Annotated in this window: 1 protein-coding gene; it reads right to left on the bottom strand. The window is 56.7% G+C overall.

Annotated features, from left to right (window positions below):
- On the bottom strand, positions 1-289 hold a 289-nt coding region (locus B2W52_RS20300; RefSeq protein WP_286803986.1), incomplete at its 3' end, for a LysR family transcriptional regulator.
- Positions 290-307: the final 18 nt, after the last annotated feature.

Here is a 307-nt window from a genome sequence, read left to right as displayed (position 1 = left end):
CCGACAACCGGATCCTGGCCTCCTCATGCCCCACTAATTGCTCACTGGCACGCTCGATCTGCAACAGCGCAGAACTGACCGCATCCAGATACTGGCGTCCCTGATCAGTCAACGACAGCGACCGGCCGCCGCGCGAAAAAAGCGGCTCCCCCAGGTATTTTTCCAGCTGTTTGATCTGGTGACTCACCGCACTCTGGCTCACCGCCAACTCATCGGCAGCGAGGGAAAAGCTGTTGAGACGGGCAACGGCTTCGAAGACAGGCAGAGCTTTCAGGGGTGGCAGTTTCATTATCTAATTTTCTAATGG

Source organism: Marinobacter sp. UBA2498 (genome assembly GCF_002341575.1).
Lineage (GTDB): Bacteria > Pseudomonadota > Gammaproteobacteria > Pseudomonadales > Oleiphilaceae > Marinobacter > Marinobacter manganoxydans.
The sequence above is the reverse complement of the archived record's forward strand: the minus strand, read 5'-3'. Positions and strand labels throughout refer to the sequence as shown.